Raw genomic sequence first — 16,678 nt, 5'->3', positions numbered from 1 at the left:
GGGGCCAAGATGCCCAGGTGCTGGTCAGCGAGGTGGACGCGATTGCCATAGTGAGGAATCTCGTGGATAACGCCATCCGCTATACGCCGGAGGCGTGGGCGTGTCGATCTTTTGGTGGCGACTGGGGAAGGGCACGCCGTGCTGCGAATCCAGGACACGGGGCCAGGTATTCCATTGGCCGAGCGGGACCGGGTTTTTGACCCGTTCTATCGCACGCTGGGTAGCGAGCAGGTTGGGTCGGGCCTGGGATTGTCCATCGTACAGGCGATCGCCACACGCATCGGTGCAGATATCCGGCTTGGGTTTTCTGACGAAGTGAAACAGACAGGCTCGAGCGCCGCTGTTTTCATTCCGATTCGGCCGCAATGACAGTGGTGCCCGACGTATGGCGATCGCTGCCGAGCACACGTTCCTGTGAGCGGCTTGTGTAAGGGGGCTATCGAGCGGCAAATACGGGTTGAGGCGCGACTTTTAAATATTGCACTGTGTCGCCTGAGATATGGTGGTCGCGCCAATTGGAAGGGCGGATCCAATCGATGATGAAATGCAACGGAGATGGCAACGGTGCGAATTCAATAGTCCGCCCGACGCAGGCGCGGACAACACCTAAGCAAGCCGCTCCACGCGCAAGAAGTGGCCGCAAGGTGCCGGGTACTGTACGCCGCTTTCAAGGGCGCATCGTGACCAAATGAGGTGTGGGCACTTTTCGTGGACTTGTGCACAAGAATCCCCTTTGACTAGCTGTACGCAGCGCGGTACCACATCATCGCTCGTTCCGGGTATCGGCTGAGAGCCAGACGTCTGCAGTGCCTGCGCTGCCGCTCCCGGGAAGAAGCACAAAATGACGAAACGGTAAATCTCGTAGACAAGGCCGCGTAATCCAGCAATTGCAATAATCGCCGTGGCGCTCGGTTTGGAACACGCCACGGGAAAGGAAGTGAACCCGGCGACGTTTAGAGAATTCGTTACCTCGGCAAGGGAATTCGCAATATCTAGCTTCCACCTATCTGTTGCAAGTGCGCGGTAGCCCGTCGCGCGGTGATCGCCTCCCTCTCGACAGTGCGAAGCTCAAGCCTTTAATCGATGGAAATTCAACATGGTACTGAAGCAGTGAGCGAACCGCGTTGAACTTGCGCTGGTCGTCGACAACTCGACACAATTGCCCGAATGTGGAACAACAACGGAGCGGCACATTCCTGAAGGCTGGTTTGACGAAGAAGTCGGCTACGTCGGCGGGACGCCCGCGCGAACCGTCGTTTTTTCGAATGCCGCTGGACATAGTCATGACTGACACCGGCTCGATGAATCACCAGCTACTGGGGGTGAGCACGCTGCTCCGGGCGGCCGCGGCCGGCGAGGACCTGACACCGGTTGGGATGAGTCTGCTCGAGTACGTCCAGCAACACGACCACCCTTATGCGTTACTCGATTTGTCACTTGTTCTGGAGATGAAATACCAGAAGTCGGCTGCGCTCGCGGTTCAACAGCAGGCGTTGCAGATGCGCCGCCTCTACCGGCTGAAGAACGCGAATCCCGGTTCTCCGCCGTTGAGGCGCTGTTGGTGCTGAAGGCGCCTGGCGATCTAATGGCGAATACTCCATTCGAATGTTTGCTTGAAAACGCGGACTTACAGATAGACGTTCTATACGTTGACGCGCAGACTGAGCCTAATCTGGATGTGCCGGACCACGATGTAATGTTTGTCGCCGCGTGTGCGTCGGACGACAACGCTCGCGCTCTCTCGCAGATCGCATTGCTGGCAAGCGGTACCGACCGTCGCGTGCTGAACCGGCCGGAAGGCGTTGCCTGTACGGCGCGGGAAGCCGCGTATAGGCTGCTGGGCGGAGTGACTGGCATCAGCATGGCGCCCACGATACGCATTTCCCGTGCGCGCGTTATGGAGTTGTTGCCGGGCGGCCCCGGGCTTTCGCAAGTCAGCAAGATCAATTATCCGTTGATCATCCGGCCCGTTGGCTCGCATGCGGGGCGAGCATTGGCGAGAGTTTCCGATACGCCTGAGCTGATGGCATACCTGAACGCTTCGGAGGACAAGGAATACTACCTGGCGCCTTTCGTCGACTATCGCAGCGCCGACGGCCTGTTCCGCAAATATCGGACGTGATGATAGAAGCAACCGCGTACGTGTGCCATATTGGAATTTCCGCGCATTGGATGGTGCACTACCCGTACACGGAAATGATCGACCACCCCGACCGGCGCGAAGAGGAGGAACGTTTTATGGCGACCTTCGATTCAGACTTTGCCGTGCGTCATCGCGACGCGTTCGGACAAGTGGCTGAGCTGACGGGGCATGAGCCGCAAGGAAAATTGTTGGGACAATTCGGTGATGGAGAGATTTTTCCTGAACCTCAAAATGGAGCGCGTGTGACAGCGTCAGTACGCCAACCACGATGAGGCGGAAGTTTTCCAGCTAGTTGTCGCCTCGACGTTTTGAATTCAGGCTGCTTTTAATTCCTGGTTACGAGGTCGCCGAATGTCGAGGGTCGGCTCAGCACGATCGGGATTCAGATGCACGACATTAACGCGCTGCCAGTCCCGCGTGGCACCTTTCCATCGTAGCGGATGACGTTCGCGCGCAACCTCGTAGAGCGCCTTGCGGCGCTCGAGGATGTCATGATCAAGATTCGCATGGCGCTGGGCCGGTGTCACGAAACGGATCGCACTGTGGCGGTGTTCGTGGTTGTACCAGCGCACCAGTTCTGCAACCCAGGTGCGGGCTGCGAACAGGGTATCGAACGCCTCTAACGGATAAGCGGGGCGGTACTTCAGCGTTTTGAACAGCGATTCCGAATAGGGGTTGTCGTTGCTCACGCTGGGGCGACTCAACGACGGCATCACGCCCAAGGCCTGCAAGGTAGCGTGCAAAATTACCTGGTTGGGCTGTATCGCCTCACGCGCGCATAGATCCTTGAGCACCTCGCTGGCCTGGACGCTACTCTCTTCGGCGTAGACCTGCCAGCCGACGATCTTGCGGCTGAACACGTCCATAAACAGATACAGATAAAAGTACTGCCCGCGGATCGTCGCCGGCAAGTACGTGATGTCCCAGCTGTAAAGCTGATTCGGCGCGTCCGCGCGAACCGCGCGTGGTTTGCCGCACGATTTGACCGGCCGTTCACTGCGCCGATGGGCAAGCTGCTTCCCGGCTTTCAGCACCCGATAGAACGTCGACTCCGAGGCGATATAGCGTTGCTGGTCAGCCAGTCGAGGCACGATCTGACTCGGCGGCAAATGACCAAACCCGGCCGAGTTCGCAACTGCCAGCAGTTCGGTGCGTTCTTCGGCGCTCAGCTTGTGAGATGGCTGGTGGTGTCGTAACGAGCGCCCGTCCACCGCGTCAGGTTCGCCGCCTCGCCAACGCTGAACCGTCCGTGCGCTCAGCCCCAGCATCTCACACGCGGGCGCCTGGCGAGCCCCGGCCAGCGTCGCCTCGCTGATCAGGCTGATCAATGTTTTGCGCTCTTCAAGGCCCGTCATTCGGCCTCGCCCTCGAACAGCGCACGATACTTTTTTTGCAGCACCAACAGCGCCGCCGCCTCCGCTAGCGCCTTCTCCTTGCGGTTCAATTCGCGCTGTAATTGCACATTGGCCTGCTTCAGATCCCCGTACTTCCTGGGCGTTCTCACGGCGAGTGCCGGTCCCGCCGCCGGCGCAAAAGTCCATCCGTCACTGGGTGACATGATGAGCGAACAGCCCCCGCTCACGACACCACGCGTTCAGTGCTTCGTCGACCAGGCCGTGGCTCTCGTGCAAAGCCAGCAGCCGTTCTTCCGGCGACCAGTCTTCTGGACGTTTTGCATGTCCGGAGTCTGAGCTCCGGTTCGCAGCGGCACTACCTCTCATCCACTTCCTTAATGTCAGTAAATTCATGTTCAATTCGTCGGCCACCGATCCAACGGTGCGGCTTCCGCGCTGCAGGACTTTCGACAGCGCCTGCTCCTTGAACTCGACAGAATACGTTTGTTTTTCCTTCAACCTGCACCTCTGGCTCTTCAATTTGAGAAAATTCAGAGGCGACAACTTGTATGATTTCTTTGTGACGGATTCGATGATGTAAGAAGATCGGATTCGCTCAGCAGTTCTTGGGGGGCACCCCAGGATCGAGCGGCTGGATGCCTGCGACAACTTTGGCCTTGAGCCAGGACAATAGATCTTTGCAGCAGCCGCTCACCCTCCGAAACAGATCGGACAGTATCTTTGGCCCGGCTTGGCCGGCAGCCCGCATTCACAAGGTAGATCATCAGAGGATGTTGCATGCATTCGTTTCATTGCGGAATTGACGTCGCCAAAGCCAAGCTGGATTGCCCACTGCGCCTGGTGAATGGAAAGTACAAAAATAAGGTATTCGAGCTTTGCCCATGCGACGCTCGCGCCGGGTGTGCTTCCGCAAGGCGGCACATACGTCGCCGGCACGGGCACGATAGCCAGCCAGGGGAATGGTCTCGTGATCACGCAACCGGGTTCGACGCGCGGCGTGATTGACTGGAACAGTTTCTCGATCGGCAGGCACAACAGCGTGACGTTCGACAACGGTTCGGGCGCGACGCCCCGGCACGCTCATCGCCAATTCCGCCTGGAGCACTCCGCCCTACAGCGGGCTCGTGACGCAGATAACTGGTTACCAGTTCGTCAATTCGGTCACGGACTTGCAGAACATCCAGAACGATCTTGCCGGCAATTACGCACTCGGCAAGGACATCGATGCGAGTGGTTCTACGTTCACAACGCTCGGTTTCGCTTCCAATTCGGCGTTCAGCGGCCAGTTCGACGGCATGTGGCATACGATTTCCAGCCTCTCTCCGAAGTTCGACGCGGTTTTCAACGATATTGGCGCGAACGGCGTCGTGCGCAACGTGAACGTCAACTCGAAGGTGGGCACCACGGTTTTCTTTTTCGACGGGAGCGCGATATTGGCCATCCACAATCATGGAACGGTCGCCAACGTCTTTACGTCCGGGTCTATCGTCTCCGAAGGCAGCGATGCAGGCGACTCATTCGCCGGGCTCGTCGCCACTAACTACGGGCTGATCGAGCGCTCCGGCAGCAGCGCCACGGTGGCGTCCGATGGTACTGCCGCCGGGCTGGTTCTCACTAACGAAGGCACGATTACCGAGTCATACTCGATCGGTCCAGTCTCTGGCCTCAGCTCGCATGGACCAGCAGGCGGACTCGTCGGGTTCAACGGCGGAACGGTGACGCAGTCCTTCGTGGCAGGTCCGGCGAGGTCGGTATCGCGGCAGGTTGGCGGTGTCTGCGCGAGTTGCGGTGGATTGGGGAGCGACGTCTACTGGAACGTACAGACAACGGGACAACCGACGAGCGGCGGCAACCTGCCGGCCTCGAATGGACTCACTACTGCCCAGATGAGCAACCCGGCGACTTTTGCCGGCTGGGACTTCGGTCCGAATGCCGCCTGGGTGATGTTGCCCGGAGCCACGTACCCTGTTCTCGCCTGGCAGGTCGCCAGACACTAAGCTGTATCCCGCTCGCGCCGACGCTTGCATAAGAGTCACGCATGTCGCGCGTTGCGGTGATTCGCGAGATTCGCTTTGAACTGCAACGACCGATGTACTCCCCGGAAAACGTCATTCGGTCACTAGCAGCGCGAGCGGCGGAGAAGGGTCGACCAGCGACATCCGCGTTCGGAACTGATCGGCCGTGAAGGGCCGTTCGTCCACTCCGCTGCTTGGACATTCAGACGTCGCTGCCACCCGGGAAGCGGCTGGTCAATTCACGATGTTGGCAGCTCGAGCGGACAAAGACTGGTTTCAGTTTCGGGGATCTGTGCGCGAAGGCTGGCACGGACAAGACGGAATTTTCTGGCAACATTCGCGCAGCGCAGCGTCAGCTTGCGCATTGTTCTTTGAAGATGACGGAGCACTGCGTGCGAGAGCGGAAGGGCGATAAGGTTGATCCGATGCGGTAACGATTTGAACTGACGACGTGCGATATCAGGAGACGAGAGGGCATGAGCGAATTTACGTATTATTTTACGGGCCGTGTGATTCCGGAGCGCGCCGGCATCAACTTGGAAAACGTGTCCTTCCATGTGAGCGCAGGTGACGACGTTCCAGCGGGTGTCTTATATATCCAAGCCTTTGCTGGCCAACTTTTCGGCCGCTTGATCACGCCAACGGCGATCAAGAACGTTTTCACCGCTCGGAACTTGGTCGAGGACTCGGCGCGAGCGGTGCTCGGTGCTGTCGGTTTTGTTTTCGCGCGTGGATACGCAGTTGAGATTGTGCAGTTCGTGGCCCCAGATTTGGTGGACGATAGGGTTTTTGGGGTTGACGTGCCGGCTCTGGAGAAGCTCGCGACCGACGCAGGCTTGACCATGGGGCATCTGTTGAATCTGATGTCGACGCCGTCCACATGGTTCTTTCGCCGCGCTCTCGGTGATTTTCGCGAGGCGCTCAGGAATTCAACGGACACTGGATTCTTTGTTACCGCGCAATCGAGACGCTGATACAGGAGCATGCATCTCGGACGTCGTCCATCACGGACAAAAGGCTCAAATGGACAAATTTCCGTACACACTACGGATTCACCGAAGAGCAGATTCTCTATGTGAAACGTCACGCTGACCCAGTGCGGTACGGGAACGGGCTGGGCACGGAGCAGGTGAGTTCGGACGAGCGGATGAAGATTTTTGAGGCCGGGTGGAACATTGGCATCGCGGTGCTGATGCGTGCCCACGGAGACTTGACTCCGGCCGATCCGCCGGCTGAGTGGGTTAAGTGCTCCGTGTTTGCGGAGCAAAGAAAAGGGCCTAGCCGAAGCTAAGTCCTTGAATCTCTTAGTAGGTCGAACGGGATTCGAACAAGCGACCAACGGATTAAAAGTTCGGGGGCTGTAAAAGCGGGCGCTCCGATCGCTTCTACTCAGCACTTTGCTGATCGACCCCGCACAGGGCGGCCGGATCGGACCGCGCGAACGGTCGTTGTACCTTGATACTGTTGAAAAAGTCGCCGAGGAGGTTTTAGCAGTTGTTCTGCGCGAATATTGACCTCTCAGATCGGCCTATAAGCCGCTCGCACATGCCGCCCAAGGGTAAGAGGACCCCTGAAAACCTCATGAAATAGACGACCAGCGACTTTTTCAACAGTATCCCTTGGAAACCGCCGTTGAGGGGACACCGGGTCGACCGGCAAAAGTGGGTCGAACTTGGACCTTCAAAATTGCGTTCAGATACAACAGAGCCGACTCGACGTCGGCTCTGTTACAAAGCGTATGGTTGCACTTTGTGAGTAAAGCATTTCCCTGCACTTGCTGCAAAAATATCCCACCTTTTTCAAGAACCCATCGCGGCTTGCGACGGAAAGGCATTTGTCAGGGTTCGTCCTGATGCGTGCATCGTCGCGCGCTGCACTAATCTTCATCGGCTAACCGCGCCACTGAGGCGCGCGTCCATCCCGCCGTCCGACCGGCCCAATCACGAGCGCGACCCTGCGACGGCAACACGACGAGGTGAACAATGGCCACCGCAAAGAAAAAGGCACCTGCGCAGGACGATCTGCTGATGGGCCCGGTGCTCGGCCTGCGGGCCGCGACGGCCGATGCGCCGGCTGTGTGGCGCGTCACGGTGCTGATCGTCATTCGCGCGGATGCCGTGCCGCCGAAGCTCACCGTCAACGGCAAGGCCGATCCGACCGCGCCGCGCGCGCTGCGGAAAACGAACGACGTGCAGGTGCTGCGCTACGCGATCCCAGTCAAGCAACTGGCTAAAGATCAGGTCGTCGCGTATTCGTTCGGTGGCACGGCAACGTGGCGCTTTCCTGTTCCCGCAGTCGACCAGGCGCCGCGTTTCAATTACGTGTCGTGCAACGGATTTTCGTCGGCGAACGCGATCAAGGATCTGCAACACGACGCGCAGAATGTCTGGTCCGACCTGATCACGAATCACGACGGCGCGCTGCTCAAGGCCCACGAGCGCGACTGGGACGAGCATCAGGCCTGGGTCAATTCCGTATTGTTCGACAAGGGCACCCCGCTGCGCTTTCACGCGATGCTGATGGGCGGCGACCAGATCTACATGGATTCGATCTGGGACGACATCGAAGCGCTCAAGAACTGGAGCAATCTGCCGGTCGCGGACCAGTCGGGCTTTGCGGTGGACGCGAAACTGGCCGACGACATCGAGCGCTACTACTTCGAGCTGTACATCAACCGATGGCGTTATGCGCGCGGCAAGGCGCCGTGGCCTGCGAATGCGTATGACGGCACACTCGATGTCGCGTGCGCGCTCGCGACGATCCCCACACTGATCATGTGGGACGACCACGATATTTTTGACGGCTGGGGTTCTTACAGTCCGGAACTACAGGCGAGCCCCGTGTTTCGCGCACTGTTCGCGGCGGCGCGCCGGAACTTCTGGGTATACCAGTTGCAGATGCCCGACGAACTGCTGCCGCCGCTGGCGCTTCCGGATCATCCGACGCGACTTCCGCGCTTCGATCCGATCGACTGGAACAAGGTGGTGAAGAAAGACCCGTACGCTCCGCCGTTTTTGCCGCGGCAGCCCGGGTTTTCGCATGCGGGAGTGTTCGGATCGCTCGCCATACTCGTGCCGGATCTGCGCACTGAACGCTCGCAATCGCAGGTGATCGGTGGCGCGACGTGGGACGCGATGACGCAATGGCTCACGACGCTACCCGATGCGGTCGAGCATCTGCTGTTCATCAGCAGCGTGCCGGTTGCGCATCCGAAGATCCGCCTCGCCGAAGCGATCTTCAGCTTTGGTATGTCGCGCGAAAGTGTCACAAAAGGTTTGTCCGACGACGTCCGCGATCACTGGTCCAACGACGATCATGAAGGCCAGCGCAAGCGTCTCGTTCGAAACTTGATCGCGTTTGCGGACGGCCCGCGCAAGCGTCGCGTGACGATGGTGTCCGGCGACGTTCACCTGGCCGCGTGGGGCGTGGTTGAAGCGAACGATGCGACCACGAACAACGCGCGGAGGCTCAATCAGTTGACGAGTTCGGCGGTCGTTCATCCGGCGCCTTCGGGCGTCGCGGATTTCTTCTTTCTGTCCTACATGGAGCACAAAGCGAAAGCCGGCGAGGTGATCGACTCCGAGCATCGGCTGCAGATGATGGAACTGCCCGGCGCGGGAACGCGTCTCGCGCCGCGCCGGAACTGGCTCGCGATCGAACTCGACGAGCAAACGAAACGCCTGTGGGCGACCTGGCGGCTCGAGCAGGACAAAGGGTTTTCGAGCCACATGCTGGCGGTCCATCCCGCGCGCTCCGCTGCGGACGACGGCGGCGGATGAAATTGTGCTCTTTTGGGTCAAGGGCGTATGGGTCACCGGACGACGGCAGTCGGCCAGTAACGGTCCCTCGATGTTGCCACACGAATCGTCGACAATCCGGGCATTGGAGCCAGCCATATAGAGCGAAACGTAATTCGATCAGGTGATGTCCTCGGACTACGGATTGTCGTCGCAGGGTGACTCCTTTTGCCTTCAGAGTTTTTTCGCTCCGTTTTTTCGCTCCAGCAAGACCGGCCCCGACTGTTCTTTACCAAGATGATCGTTCGGATTTACTAAGGGACATTCACCAAGCGATAAACATCCGCATCCGATGCAAGACTCCAAATCGCTTTTTAAGTGGACCAACGTGTCTATCCGTTGCTGCAATACGCCGGCCCATTTCGTCGATACCTGAGTCCATTCCGCGGCTGTGGGTTTTCTATCATTTGGCAAGACTGCCAGCGCCTCCCCGACCTCAGCGAGCGGGATGCCCACTCGTTGCGCCACCTTGATGATCGCGATCCGTCTAAGCATCCCGCGACTGTAGAGCCGTTGATTCGCTGCGGTCCGCGTCGGCTTAAGAAGCCCTTTCGATTCGTAAAAGTGCAATGTGGACACGGGAACGCCACTCCGCCGTGAGATTTGCCCAACGGTCATTTGCTGCGTGGATGTAATTTGTTCAGACATAGCCCTTGACCTCAACCTTGGTTGAGGTTTTATAACACACTCCTGCACCTCTTTCCGCGACTTCCAAGGACGAACGCACGGCAGAGCGATTGCCGATGCTGCAAGGGGTACAGAGAGCGTGCCGTGCAACCTGTCGCACTTGATGGACTTGCACGGGGCCAACGCATCGCGTTTCGGAACTGTAAAGCTCTCCCATAACAGGGAAGCTTGCTAGAGGATAGTTAAATTGAACATTCTGCAAATTAATTCCAGCGCACGTAGCACTGGATCGGAATCAACCCGCCTCGCTGACATTGTCGTATCTCGGCTGCAAATGGCGACGCTCAGCGCGACAGTCGTCCGCCGCGACCTCGCCAGCGCACCGCTCCAACATATCGATGAGTTTGCCCTTACTGCTTTGTTCACCGCCCCGGAGGAACGTAATGCCGAACAGGCTGCTCGAGTAGCCATCGACGATGCATTGATTGCAGAAGTACAAAGCGCTGACGTGTTAGTGATCGGCGCACCAATGTATAACTTCGGCGTGACCGTTCAACTCAAAAGCTGGCTCGACGCGATTGCCCGCGCGCGGGTCACATTCCGCTACACGGAAAGCGGTCCGGAAGGCCTCCTCAAAAACAAGAAAGTCATCGTGGCCCTCGCACGCGGTGGGATTCACAAGGACGGTCCCTCAGACAGCCAAGTGCCGTTTCTTAAAACCATGCTCGCGTTCCTCGGTATGACGGATGTGCAATTCGTCTACGCCGAAGGCATCGCTTATGGCCCGGAAGCCGTTTCGAAGGCTCAAGCCGATGCAGAATCGCAGATCGATGCGATTCTGTCGCCTGATAGCTGGAATCGATGAGGGCGCCGCACTAATCAGGTCGGCCGCGCCAGTCATTTCGTAGCAAAGCGCCCAGCGCACCCCATCTGAACGGCTGCTTTGCGCATCTGCGACCGTCCCTTGCAGGTCGTGCAGCGACATCCGCCTCCGGCCATAGCCGGCCATGAAAAGACGGTCACGCCGCTTTTTCGAATGACCGGTAGGTCAGCCACAACAGCCGCTTGTAGTAGCGAGCTGTAACCGCGTGGCTTATCCACTGCTTTTCCGCTGCCAATGCAGCAGCCACGCGACGAGCGGGTTATGTCCGGACATGGCCGACACGTCGTACACGCCCGAATACACGAATCCGAAGCCGGCCGCGGCGGCCACGATCGCGGCTGCGACGCATGCACTTAGCGTGGAATGCCGGGCATGGAAAGAGGCTTCTCTGGCTACTGAACTGATCTTTGATCACCTGCTGGAAAGGATGGAGAAGTGGATCGGTGCGTACGGGGCGATGCTCGCGAATTCGATAGCGACCGTTGCTCGCGGCCTCGGGATACGCGTTGATGTCGCGATGGGGATACGCGCCTCACGTCGAACGCTCCGCCTTTAGCGGGCTTCGCGCAACGCATATCCCGCGAGTGCGCCGACGATGCACAGCACCGACACATAGAGTTCGGGCGCGGCCGGGTTTGACGCCGACATCAGCGACACGGCCACCGGCGTCAGCCCGCCGAACACTGCGTACGCGACGTTATACGAGAGGGAGATTCCCGAGAAGCGCACGACGGGCGGGAAAGCTTTGATCATCGCGACCGGAATGGCCGCCACCGCACCGACAAAGAAACCGGCCATCGCATAGAGGGGCATAAGCGACGAGCGATCGACCATGATCTGCTTGCACATCAGAGAGTACGACGAGCCAAGGAGCAGGCAGCCCACAAAGATCGTACGGGCTGCGCCGAAGCGCCCTGCAATCAGACCAGCAACGACGCAGCCAATCGTCTGGGCGAGAGTCGCAACGACGTTCGCCTGCAGCGCGGTTGCTGCATCGATATGAAAGCGCTTTTGCAACAGAGTTGGCGTCATTAGGATCACGACGACGATCGCTGCGGTCAGCGTCCAGGTGAGCACCATAGACACGAGTACGGCACCGCCGTGATCGCGCAGCACCGTCTTGAGCGGCACTTCCGCGGCCAGCGACTTGCGCCGCTGCATTTCGATGAATACGGGCGTCTCGTGCAGCCAGCGGCGCAGGAAGGCAGAAAGAAGACCGAAAAGGCCGCCGATGAGGAACGGAAACCGCCACGCGTAGGCAACGATCTCAGCATGCGAATAGTGGTGGCTGAGCGCCGAAGCGAACAATGACCCGAGCAGAATGCCCAGCGTCAGCCCGCCGGTGAGCATTCCGCACGCGTATCCGATGTGACGCTGCGGCACATGCTCAGAGACGAATACCCACGCGCCCGGCACTTCGCCGCCGACTGCCGCACCCTGCAGCACGCGGCACAGCAGCAAGAGCACTGGCGCGGCTACGCCGAGACTCTCGTAAGTCGGCAAAAGTCCAATCAGCAGCGTCGGCAACGACATGAGCAGCACGCTCAGCGTAAACATGCGCTTGCGGCCGATCAGGTCGCCAAAATGCGCCATGATGATGCCACCGAGTGGACGCATGATGTAGCCTGCGGCAAAAATGCCGAAAGTTTGTACCTGGCGCAGCCAGTCCGGAATTGACTGCGGGAAGAACAGTTGCCCGATTACGGCCGCAAAGAATACATAAATGACGAAATCATAGAACTCGAGCGCACCGCCGAGCGCGGCGAGAAAAAGCGTCCGGTGGTCGCTACCCGCCAGCGGACGATGCGGGACAAACGGAATCTGGTGTGAATCGGTGGTATTCATGCGAGCGTCAAATTGAACCAAGAGAATCGTTATCTTCGTGCATCACGTCAAAGCGTTCCGTACGTGGATGCGGCGGATCCTGCGAGGGCGGCAGGCGCGCAACGTCCCAACATCGGCTCACGGGACGCGCCTTTCGCGATTGCGCAGCTATCTCTGGGGCGGGCCATGCTCGACGACAGCAGACTATTCCGCGTTTGACGTCACGCCACCGGCACGGCCACGACCGTGCGCCCGGCCGAGCGCTCGACAAGTTGGTCGAGCGTCGGATGTAAACTCAACCATTTCGCGAGCCCGCGCAGTCTGCGATAACCGACGACGATCATGTCCGCGTCAACAAGCGCGGCGTGGCGGGTAATGGCGTCGACGACGTCGCCTTGGGAAGCATGGCCGCGCGGGACCGTCCCTTGGGCGGTGAGGTGAAGCACCGCTTCGTCGAGAATGACGGATGTCGCTCCCACCATGACGCTGTATGCGGCGCCACTCAGCATTCCCGCACTCGATGCGATTGCCGAGACGGTATCGGTGACTACGAGCACGTGAACTCTTTTGCCGCAGGACGAAGCCAGTTTGCCGGTGCGCTCAAGTGCACACTTGGCCTCGGCTGAGCCGTCGTAGTAAACCAAAATCGATCCAGACTGGGTCATGGCAATGTTTGTGCCGCCTGTAGGGTTCAAGGCCGCTTCTATTCTCCATCACCTCGTTTGCCGAACAGTGTCACGTCGATTACCGATTTGTTATTTTCCCGAGACGGGCCTGCCCCGTAGCCAACGAGAGGGGCGTCGGCTACGGTCCTCCACGGAGCGCAGCGGCCGGGCCATGAAGCGTCAGTCGCGGAATTGCTTCGATCTGCTGCCTGCTAAAAGGAGCCAGTCGTGTGCATTCAACATGGAGTATGTCGATCGCCGTCGCCGCAGTGAATATGAAAAACATGCCTGCGCCCACCGTGACGCGCGCGGCAGCAATCGCCGGAGCGATATCGGCGGTTCTCCGTCGGTCCAGTTTCTAGCTCTTCCGGACCGCCGGTCCCCAGAGTCTTGTTCGCGGGCGGCGCTTTGCTAGCGCCTCGCCGTTTCACGGCAAAGCAGGCAATGTCGCGAATCCCTGTTGTGTGCCGGTTCCAAACGCCGACACGCGTCGGCCAAAGCGAATGGGCAAGTGGCTGTTCCACCCTGAAAACCCGCCGTCCACAGCTTTGATCTGTCCGGAGGGAAAGGGTCGACTACGGCCGGTTGCGTCAAGCAGAGTCCATCGGCCATGGATTGACCGTCGTCAGCCGAAGTCGACAGGCCGTTACTCCTGTAAGAGCCACTCCTGGTATTTTGGAAGCCGACCTTCACTGGTCGAGCGAGATAAACTGGGCAACGGCTTGCCTCGTGAACACAGAAAACCGAATGGTTCGACTGCCTGGTTTCCCGGCAATTTCTGCATCTGGCTTCGGCTGTCATGTCATCGGCAGCGGTGGTACAAACGTTAGGTAGCAGTCTCGACCGCGTCTGCCACCCGACGAACGTCCGACATTTTTATTACATTACACCTCAATGTATTTTTCCGCGTGAATACGATCCAAATGCCATCTTCTATCATTTCCATTACAAGGATCGGAGTGCTCGCCGCGTCGCTGTGCGGCATGCTGGCCATAACGAATTGCGCGAATGCCGCCGATAACGTGATCGTGCTCGATTCTGCTGGAGCGCAACTGACGCTGATCGACGAGGCCACGCACAAGGTTGTCGGCACAGAGCCGACCGGCAAGGAACCGCACCATCTGATGATCACGCCCGACGGCGGCTCCCTGATCGTTGCTGATTCGGTGTCGAACAACCTGATGTTTGTCGACCCGCACACCGGTAAGGTGCAGCGGACTGTGCAGGACATCGAAGACCCGTATCAACTGGGCTTCTCTCCGGATCATAAGTGGTTCGTCACGGCCGCGCTGCGCATGGACCGCGTCGACATCTATCGCTATGACGGCACGAATATGGCGCTGGTCAAGCATATCGAACTGGCGAAGACGCCTAGCCACATGACATTCGCCTCGGACAACCGCACCGTGTTCGTCACGCTGCAGGATTCCGGCGAACTCGCGGCGATCGATCTGCCGACCCAGAAAGTGCTTTGGAAGATGCACGTGGGCAATGAACCCGCAGGTCTGTGGATGACACCCGGCGACCGCTACCTGCTGGTCGGTATGACCGGCGAGGACGACGTGACGGTGGTGGACTGGCACAAGCAGCAGATCGTCAAGAAGATCCACACGGGCCGTGGCGCCCACAACTTCCGCAACCTCGACGACGGCAAGCATGTGGTGGTGTCCAATCGCGTCGAAAGCACGATCAGCATTATCGACTACACCACGCTCACCAATGCCGGCGATATCACCGGCCTGATGGCCGGGCCCGATGACATGGAACTAACTCCCGACAAGCGCTATCTATGGGTGGGATTCCGTTTCGCGAAGCATGTGGGCATCATCGATATGACCACGCGCAAGCTGATCGACACTATTGCGGTGGGCCGTTCACCGCACGGCATCTATTTCTACAACCGCGCGCAGGTCGTGTCGCCCAATCCAGACTAGGCTGGGCAAGTCGTCACAAACTTGCCATTACATGAGTACTGCCGGAACTTGCTAAAGCACGAGGATTCTGATGTTTCATGAAATCGTCGCCCAACTCGACAATATGGTGTCCGTACTGCAGACGCTGTTATATGTCGACGTCGTGCAGCCGTTTTTCTATCGCTTCGGCCTGATGGGTTACGACGAAGACACCTACGACGCACTGTACTGGGTGATCATCGGCGTGCTGGAAATCGTCGTGATGTATCTCGCTTTACGGCCGCTTGAAGCGCTGCGCCCCGTCGAGCAGTGGCAGGATCGCAAGGCGCTGCGCGCCGACGTGATCTACACGTGGATCGTCAAACTCGGCATCATCAACGTTGCGTTCTTTTTCATGCTGCAGCCGCTATTCAATCACTGGCAGAGTCTGATCTCGATCTACGGCATACCGAACATCGATATCGACAGCCTCTGGCCAGGCGTAACGGATCAGCCAGTCGTGTCGTTCCTGATCTACCTGGTCGTGCTCGATTTCGCCGGCTACTGGTATCACCGCTGGCAGCATCGTTTCGGCGTGTGGTGGGAGCTGCATGCGGTGCATCACAGCCAGCAGCAGATGTCGCTGTGGGCCGATGACCGCAACCACTTTCTCGACGACATCATCCAGGCAGCGTTCTTCGCGGCGATCTCGCTGTTTATCGGCGTGCAGCCGAACCAGTTCGTGGTGCTGGTCGCGGTCAGCAACTTCATGCAGAGCATCCAGCACGTCAATGCACGCCTGCCGTATGGCTGGTTGCTCGAACGCATCATCGTCAGTCCGATCTTTCACCGCCGCCACCACGCGGTGGGCTACGGCCATGAAGGCACGGTTTACGGCTGCAATTTCGGCGTGCTGTTTCCATGGTGGGACATGATGTTCCGCACCGTTTCATGGAACCCCGCCGTCGAGCCGACCGGCATCCGCGAGCAGCTACCCGTGCCGCATGGCTCAGGGCGTTCGTATGGCGACGGATTGATCGCGCAGCAGTGGCACGCGTTTGGCCGAATTGTGAAGCGTCTGCGCGGGCAAAGGAATTACGCGGGTGGTGACGTGGAGTGAGTGCAGCTGACCCGTGCAGCTTGTTACTGCGGTCGCACAGAGCTATGTCGCATGTTTGCGACCGGGTTAAAAGAAACCCGACAGCGCCGTCGGTCCCTGGTCGGCGCGCCCGGAGTTACGCACGTTTTGTAATCGACGGCTTTGGATGGTGCAGCGGACGGTCGTGAGTCGCACCCGGATGTCTCCAGTGGGTCGAGGCCGTGTGAAAACGCAAAACTACTCGGTTTTCGGGTGTCGCTTTGCCCTTCCCGAAGTATCGCGAAGCCGATATGGCGCGATCTGAAGGGTCGTTTTTTTTGAACGTCACGTTCAGCATGCGTTTTCACACAACCTCGGCCAGTTGCGGCCGTTCGACAT

At 58.8% G+C, this 16,678-nt stretch carries 14 protein-coding genes and 2 pseudogenes; 12 read left to right on the top strand and 4 right to left on the bottom strand.

The window, feature by feature from the left end; all coding sequences use genetic code 11:
- The first annotated feature begins 57 nt into the window (after window positions 1–57).
- From RW095_RS41215 to RW095_RS03450, 4 genes are all read left to right on the top strand, one after another.
- The gene (locus RW095_RS41215) at window positions 58–369 is read left to right on the top strand and encodes a sensor histidine kinase (protein WP_394365068.1); all 312 of its coding nucleotides are present in this window, start codon (window positions 58–60) and stop codon (window positions 367–369) included.
- A 914-nt stretch (window positions 370–1,283) separates the two neighbouring features.
- Window positions 1,284–1,568 carry a hypothetical protein gene (locus RW095_RS03460; RefSeq protein ID WP_317016430.1) on the top strand — a complete coding sequence of 95 codons (285 nt, stop codon included), beginning with the start codon at window positions 1,284–1,286 and terminating at the stop codon, window positions 1,566–1,568.
- A gap of 17 nt (window positions 1,569–1,585) precedes the next feature.
- Window positions 1,586–2,122 carry a hypothetical protein gene (locus RW095_RS03455; RefSeq protein ID WP_317016429.1) on the top strand — a complete coding sequence of 179 codons (537 nt, stop codon included), beginning with the start codon at window positions 1,586–1,588 and terminating at the stop codon, window positions 2,120–2,122.
- Window positions 2,123–2,196: 74 nt separating this feature from the next.
- Entirely contained in the window at window positions 2,197–2,415 is a 219-nt protein-coding gene (locus RW095_RS03450) for a hypothetical protein (RefSeq protein WP_317016428.1), read from the top strand.
- A gap of 42 nt (window positions 2,416–2,457) precedes the next feature.
- Here RW095_RS03450 and RW095_RS03445 read toward each other — a convergent pair.
- Window positions 2,458–3,996, bottom strand: a pseudogene (locus RW095_RS03445) (IS3 family transposase).
- Window positions 3,997–4,342: 346 nt separating this feature from the next.
- On the opposite strand from RW095_RS03445, the pseudogene RW095_RS41210 reads away from it, so the two are divergent.
- From RW095_RS41210 to RW095_RS03415, 4 genes and pseudogenes are all read left to right on the top strand, one after another.
- Window positions 4,343–4,567: pseudogene (locus RW095_RS41210) on the top strand (hypothetical protein); the annotation flags it as partial.
- Window positions 4,568–4,622: 55 nt separating this feature from the next.
- On the top strand, window positions 4,623–5,495 hold the full coding sequence (locus RW095_RS03425; protein ID WP_317016423.1) for a hypothetical protein: 873 nt from the start codon (window positions 4,623–4,625) through the stop codon (window positions 5,493–5,495).
- A 494-nt stretch (window positions 5,496–5,989) separates the two neighbouring features.
- Entirely contained in the window at window positions 5,990–6,487 is a 498-nt protein-coding gene (locus RW095_RS03420) for a hypothetical protein (RefSeq protein ID WP_317016422.1), read from the top strand.
- Between the two features lie 1,008 nt (window positions 6,488–7,495).
- On the top strand, window positions 7,496–9,292 hold the full coding sequence (locus tag RW095_RS03415) for an alkaline phosphatase D family protein (RefSeq protein ID WP_317016420.1): 1,797 nt from the start codon (window positions 7,496–7,498) through the stop codon (window positions 9,290–9,292).
- 192 nt (window positions 9,293–9,484) lie between these two features.
- On the opposite strand, the gene soxR is transcribed toward RW095_RS03415, so the two are convergent.
- Window positions 9,485–9,928 (bottom strand): redox-sensitive transcriptional activator SoxR, encoded by a 444-nt coding sequence (gene soxR / locus RW095_RS03410; protein ID WP_317016725.1) that lies wholly within the window; start codon window positions 9,926–9,928, stop codon window positions 9,485–9,487.
- A gap of 256 nt (window positions 9,929–10,184) precedes the next feature.
- On the opposite strand from soxR, the gene RW095_RS03405 reads away from it, so the two are divergent.
- Window positions 10,185–10,802 (top strand): FMN-dependent NADH-azoreductase, encoded by a 618-nt coding sequence (locus tag RW095_RS03405; RefSeq protein ID WP_317016419.1) that lies wholly within the window; start codon window positions 10,185–10,187, stop codon window positions 10,800–10,802.
- Window positions 10,803–11,091: 289 nt separating this feature from the next.
- Window positions 11,092–11,376 carry a hypothetical protein gene (locus RW095_RS03400; RefSeq protein ID WP_317016417.1) on the top strand — a complete coding sequence of 95 codons (285 nt, stop codon included), beginning with the start codon at window positions 11,092–11,094 and terminating at the stop codon, window positions 11,374–11,376.
- Here the strand turns inward: RW095_RS03400 and RW095_RS03395 are convergent.
- Window positions 11,373–12,665 carry an MFS transporter gene (locus tag RW095_RS03395; RefSeq protein ID WP_317016416.1) on the bottom strand — a complete coding sequence of 431 codons (1,293 nt, stop codon included), beginning with the start codon at window positions 12,663–12,665 and terminating at the stop codon, window positions 11,373–11,375. The two genes, RW095_RS03400 and RW095_RS03395, sit on opposite strands and share 4 nt — an antisense overlap.
- A 200-nt stretch (window positions 12,666–12,865) precedes the next feature.
- The gene (locus RW095_RS03390) at window positions 12,866–13,309 is read right to left on the bottom strand and encodes a universal stress protein (RefSeq protein ID WP_317016414.1); all 444 of its coding nucleotides are present in this window, start codon (window positions 13,307–13,309) and stop codon (window positions 12,866–12,868) included.
- 923 nt (window positions 13,310–14,232) lie between these two features.
- On the opposite strand from RW095_RS03390, the gene RW095_RS03385 reads away from it, so the two are divergent.
- Together RW095_RS03385 and RW095_RS03380 are read left to right on the top strand one after the other, a co-directional pair.
- Window positions 14,233–15,243, top strand: coding sequence for a YVTN family beta-propeller repeat protein (locus RW095_RS03385; RefSeq protein ID WP_394365038.1), 1,011 nt, complete (start codon window positions 14,233–14,235; stop codon window positions 15,241–15,243).
- Between the two features lie 70 nt (window positions 15,244–15,313).
- On the top strand, window positions 15,314–16,321 hold the full coding sequence (locus tag RW095_RS03380) for a sterol desaturase family protein (RefSeq protein WP_317016413.1): 1,008 nt from the start codon (window positions 15,314–15,316) through the stop codon (window positions 16,319–16,321).
- Window positions 16,322–16,678 lie beyond the last annotated feature (357 nt).

This window comes from Paraburkholderia kirstenboschensis, from assembly GCF_032806925.1.
GTDB classification, from domain to species: Bacteria; Pseudomonadota; Gammaproteobacteria; order Burkholderiales; family Burkholderiaceae; genus Paraburkholderia; species Paraburkholderia kirstenboschensis.
Note: the sequence above shows the minus strand (reverse complement) of the source record. Positions and strands in the feature narration are given on the sequence as shown.

Coding starts and splice junctions, on each gene's coding strand:
- RW095_RS03460 (WP_317016430.1), top strand. CDS start 1,284: ATGACTGACACCGGCTCGATGAATCACCAGCTACTGGGGGTGAGCACG.
- RW095_RS03455 (WP_317016429.1), top strand. CDS start 1,586: ATGGCGAATACTCCATTCGAATGTTTGCTTGAAAACGCGGACTTACAG.
- RW095_RS03450 (WP_317016428.1), top strand. CDS start 2,197: ATGATCGACCACCCCGACCGGCGCGAAGAGGAGGAACGTTTTATGGCG.
- RW095_RS03420 (WP_317016422.1), top strand. CDS start 5,990: ATGAGCGAATTTACGTATTATTTTACGGGCCGTGTGATTCCGGAGCGC.
- RW095_RS03415 (WP_317016420.1), top strand. CDS start 7,496: ATGGCCACCGCAAAGAAAAAGGCACCTGCGCAGGACGATCTGCTGATG.
- soxR (WP_317016725.1), bottom strand. CDS start 9,928: ATGACCGTTGGGCAAATCTCACGGCGGAGTGGCGTTCCCGTGTCCACA.
- RW095_RS03400 (WP_317016417.1), top strand. CDS start 11,092: ATGGCCGACACGTCGTACACGCCCGAATACACGAATCCGAAGCCGGCC.
- RW095_RS03395 (WP_317016416.1), bottom strand. CDS start 12,665: ATGAATACCACCGATTCACACCAGATTCCGTTTGTCCCGCATCGTCCG.
- RW095_RS03390 (WP_317016414.1), bottom strand. CDS start 13,309: ATGACCCAGTCTGGATCGATTTTGGTTTACTACGACGGCTCAGCCGAG.
- RW095_RS03385 (WP_394365038.1), top strand. CDS start 14,233: ATGCCATCTTCTATCATTTCCATTACAAGGATCGGAGTGCTCGCCGCG.
- RW095_RS03380 (WP_317016413.1), top strand. CDS start 15,314: ATGTTTCATGAAATCGTCGCCCAACTCGACAATATGGTGTCCGTACTG.